3 protein-coding genes and 1 pseudogene are annotated in these 3,575 nt (G+C 35.9%); all 4 read left to right on the top strand.

What is annotated here, in order from left to right:
- Nucleotides 1–258 precede the first annotated feature (258 nt).
- Nucleotides 259–1,275 (top strand): murein tripeptide/oligopeptide ABC transporter ATP-binding protein OppD, encoded by a 1,017-nt coding sequence (gene oppD, locus AB0N03_RS52000; RefSeq protein ID WP_354792111.1) that lies wholly within the window; start codon nucleotides 259–261, stop codon nucleotides 1,273–1,275.
- Nucleotides 1,272–2,231, top strand: coding sequence for a murein tripeptide/oligopeptide ABC transporter ATP-binding protein OppF (gene oppF / locus AB0N03_RS51995; protein WP_010906164.1), 960 nt, complete (start codon nucleotides 1,272–1,274; stop codon nucleotides 2,229–2,231). Before oppD ends, oppF begins: the two co-directional genes overlap by 4 nt.
- Entirely contained in the window at nucleotides 2,212–3,171 is a 960-nt protein-coding gene (oppB, locus tag AB0N03_RS51990) for a murein tripeptide/oligopeptide ABC transporter permease OppB (RefSeq protein ID WP_010906163.1), read from the top strand. Before oppF ends, oppB begins: the two co-directional genes overlap by 20 nt.
- A 9-nt stretch (nucleotides 3,172–3,180) precedes the next feature.
- A pseudogene (oppC, locus tag AB0N03_RS51985) lies at nucleotides 3,181–3,575 on the top strand (murein tripeptide/oligopeptide ABC transporter permease OppC); the annotation flags it as partial.

The raw sequence follows: 3,575 nt of genomic DNA, 5'->3' as shown, positions 1-3,575 counted from the left end.
GCTGAAGAAGCAAAAAAAGCTTTGGCTAAATAATTATCTTAAAAAATCTGCTGGTTTTCTAGCAGATTTTTTATATTTTAAGCAGACACTCTCTTAATTATGACATTAGGGGAGTGTTTTTTTATTCCGAATATACTAAATTGTTGCAAAAATTAATAAAAAAGAATATAATACCGTAAGTCCTTGTTTTGAAACAAAAGTAATTTGTTTTCAATAAAAGATATTGAGTATAAATAAGAATACAGAATGGAGGTAAATATGGAAAGTGAAAATATTTTGGAAGCAAAACAAGTGAGTGTTGCCTTTCGGATTGCTGGTAAATTTCAAAAAGCAATTTATGATATTGATTTAAGTCTTAGACGTGGTGAAGTTTTAGCCATTGTTGGGGAATCAGGTTCTGGGAAATCAACTTTGGCAACTGCTGTTATGGGATTACACAACCCAAATCAAACTCAAATTACAGGCTCCATTTTATTGGATGAGGAAGAAGTGATTGGTAAAACGGGTGACTCCATGGCAAATATTCGAGGAAGTAAAGTTGGAATGATTTTTCAAAATCCACTCACTGCGCTTAATCCATTGATGAAAATTGGGCAGCAAATCAAGGAAATGCTGGCCGTGCATGATGTTTATCCAGAAAATCAGTATGAAAGTAGAATCTTTCAACTTTTAGAACAAGTAGGAATTCCAAATCCTAAAAGAGTCGTTAATCAATTTCCCCACCAACTTTCAGGCGGGATGAGACAAAGAGTAATGATTGCAATAGCTATTGCCAATGACCCAGATTTGATTATTGCTGATGAGCCAACGACTGCTTTAGACGTTACCATTCAAGCTCAGATTTTAGACTTGATTTTAGAAATACAAAAGAAGAAGAATGCTGGGGTTATTCTAATTACTCATGATTTAGGGGTTGTTGCTGAAGTTGCTGATACAGTGGCGGTGATGTATGCCGGACAACTCGTCGAAAAAGCTTCTGTTGAAGAGCTTTTTCAAAATCCCAAACATCCATACACCCGGTCACTTTTGCGTTCAAATCCATCTGCCGAAACAGTTTCGGATGATTTATATGTGATTCCAGGGTCTGTGCCTTCTCTGTCAGAAATTGAGTATGACAAAGATTTATTTCTCGCTCGAGTGCCTTGGATGAAAGAAGAAGCTCAAAAAGTAATTTCGGAAAAAATGACTGAAATTTCTTCAAATCATTTTGTTCGAGGTCAGGCTTGGAAAAAATTTGAATTTCCAGATCAAAAATTGAAAGGGGGTAAAAAGTGAGCGAAATTCTTAATTTAAAGGACTTAAAAGTTTATTATCCTATTCGATCTGGTTTCTTTAATCGAGTGACAGATAATGTTTTAGCCGTTGATGGAGTAGATTTAACGATTCATGAAGGAGAAACTGTCGGTTTAGTTGGTGAATCTGGCTCTGGAAAATCAACGATTGGCAAAACAATTGTTGGTTTAGAACAAATGACATCAGGACAATTGATTTACAAAGGACAAGATGTCAGCAAAAAAAAGATAAGAAACCAGCTCAAATACAATAAAGATGTTCAAATGATTTTTCAAGATGCATTTTCGAGTTTGAATCCACGGAAAACAATTTACGATATCATTGCGGAGCCTATTCGAAATTTTGAAAAAATAGATGCTAATACGGAAAATAAACGGATTCATGAATTATTGGATATTGTTGGACTACCTAAACAAGCTTTAGAACAGTATCCTTTCCAATTTTCTGGAGGTCAACAACAAAGAATTGGAATCGCACGGGCAGTTGCTACTAATCCTAAGTTAATTGTGGCCGATGAACCAGTTTCAGCATTAGACTTATCTGTTCAAGCTCAGGTTTTGAATTTCATGAAGCTCATTCAAAAGGACTTGGGAATTGCATTTCTTTTTATTTCTCATGATTTAGGGGTTGTCCGCCATATGACTGATAATATTGCAGTCATGCACAACGGTCGAATTGTCGAAAAAGGAACACGAAGAGATATTTTTGATGAGCCACAGCACATTTATACTAAACGACTCTTATCTGCTATCCCTTCGATTGATGTTACAAGAAGAGCGGAAAATCGGAAAAACCGTCTAAAAGTTGAACAAGACTTTGAGGATAAAAAAGCAAATTTTTATGACAAAGATGGACACGCTTTGCCCTTAAAAAAATTAAGTGAAAGTCATTGGGCTGCTTTGCCAAAAGGAGGGGAAAATGTGGAAAGTAATTATTAGACGTATTTTATTGATGATCCCTCAATTATTTATCTTGAGTATTCTTGTTTTCTTCTTTGCTAAATTGATGCCTGGTGATCCTTTTTCAGGGTTGATTGGTCCTCATACCGACCCACATGAAGTTGAAGCATTAAGACGGGCAGCAGGTTTATATGACCCTTGGTGGGAGCAGTATCTCAGGTGGCTAGGGAATGCCATACATGGGAATTTAGGAATGTCCTATAATCTCAAAGAGCCTGTGATGACTGTCATTGGACATAGAGCGATTAATACTTTTTGGATGTCACTTTTGTCAGTTATTTTAACTTACTTATTTGCTATTCCGATGTCGATAGTTGCAGCTCGAAATGAAGGAAAATGGCAAGACCAATTGTGGTTGACCTATAATTCAATTACTTTTGGTATTCCACCTTACGTATTCTATCTCTTGATTATCTTTATCTTTGGTTATAGTCTTAATTGGTTTCCGACAGGTGGGACGGTAAGTCCAGATGCGATGGGAATAATTCCTGTTTTCTTTAGTAAGATTTATCACATGATTCTTCCGGCTTTTAGTTTGGCGGTCTTTGGAACAGTTGGAATCTTTACTTACTTCCGCTCAGGAATTTTAGATGAACAAACACAAGATTATGTACGAACGGCTCGAGCCAAAGGGGTTAAGGAAAAAGTGATTTTTAGACGTCATATTTTGAGAAATGCCTCATTACCAATTGCTTCTAATTTTGGATTTGTGATTACTGGACTCTTGGGAGGAGCAATATTTGCTGAAACAATTTTCGGCTATCCTGGCTTAGGACAACTTTTTATTACTTCAATATCTGGGCGAGATTATTCAATGATTACGGCTTTGATTTTATTAAATGGTTTTTTGGGACTTCTTGGAGCCCTCCTGTCGGATATTATCATGGCAATGGTTGACCCACGAATTCGGATTCAATAAGGAGTGAAAATGACAGAAAAAAAACACAAAAATTCTTTATCATTAGTTCACTCAATCAAAGAAGAACTAAAAAAAGATAAATTAGCGATGATTTCAACAATTTTTCTAGTTGCTGTCTTTCTAATCGTTTATATTTACTCGATGTTTTTAAAACAATCAAATTATGTTGATGTGAATATCATGGACCAATATCTGGCACCGCTGACGAATGGACATTTACTGGGAACTGATAATGGTGGACGAGATATTATCATGATGTTAATGATTTCTGCACGAAACTCTTTCAATATCGCTTTTGCAGTTACACTCATTACTTTAGTTGTAGGAAATATCTTAGGGGTAATTACGGGCTACTTTGGCGGAAGGTTTGATTTAATCTTCATGCGTTTCACTGATTTTGTCAT

This window comes from Amycolatopsis sp. NPDC051061, from assembly GCF_040682935.1.
Classification (GTDB): domain Bacteria; phylum Actinomycetota; class Actinomycetes; order Mycobacteriales; family Pseudonocardiaceae; genus Amycolatopsis.
This window is presented reverse-complemented; position numbering and strand designations above follow the sequence as displayed.

What these genes read in the sequence shown, in the direction of transcription:
- oppD (WP_354792111.1), top strand. Translation starts at nt 259, where the DNA reads ATGGAAAGTGAAAATATTTTGGAAGCAAAACAAGTGAGTGTTGCCTTT.
- oppB (WP_010906163.1), top strand. Translation starts at nt 2,212, where the DNA reads ATGTGGAAAGTAATTATTAGACGTATTTTATTGATGATCCCTCAATTA.